The sequence below is a fragment of the Benzoatithermus flavus genome (assembly GCF_037908215.1).
Taxonomy (GTDB): domain Bacteria; phylum Pseudomonadota; class Alphaproteobacteria; order Geminicoccales; family Geminicoccaceae; genus Benzoatithermus; species Benzoatithermus flavus.
The window spans coordinates 1-513 of record NZ_JBBLZC010000152.1 but is presented as its reverse complement, the minus strand read 5'-3'; the positions used below and the strand labels follow the sequence as shown (position 1 = coordinate 513).

General features: G+C 43.1%; 1 protein-coding gene. It reads right to left on the bottom strand.

Annotated elements, in window-relative coordinates; genetic code table 11:
• The coding region (locus U1T56_RS24635; protein ID WP_418162099.1) for an adaptor protein MecA at positions 1-302 on the bottom strand (302 nt) is incomplete at its 3' end.
• Positions 303-513: the final 211 nt, after the last annotated feature.

Here is a 513-nt window from a genome sequence, read left to right as displayed (position 1 = left end):
ACCGAAAACTCGCGCCATTTCTCTTCTGGAAGCGGCAGCTCGAGCTTGCTTCCGTCTTTGGACAACTGCGCTTTCGTCACGACGACTTCAAGCCCTTTTTCGAGCGCCTGCACTTGGATCCAAAGCGGGCCATCGAGCGAAAAATCGCTTTCCCCGTGAACTTCATCCATCATTTCCCAAAATAATTCTTCGCTTCGTTCCCGATTGTACCAAATTTCCTCGCGGTCAAAGCCGCGCTCCTCTATATCAACATAGGAAATGTAGAACTTCACCGTATGTTCATTGATGCGTTCAATTTCCATTTCTCAACTCTCCCTTCTAAAACAGAGAAGTAAAAAAGGAAGGGATTGTGCCCCTGAAACTATTTAAATCAAAACTTATGATCTTGTACTTTTATTTTATGATAAAAAGCGAAAGAAGGGAAATGAAAAAACGCATTTTTAAAAATTGGTTATGAAACCGGCCATGCCCTACTATAATGATGATGAACACGAACGGAATGAGGGACGCCTA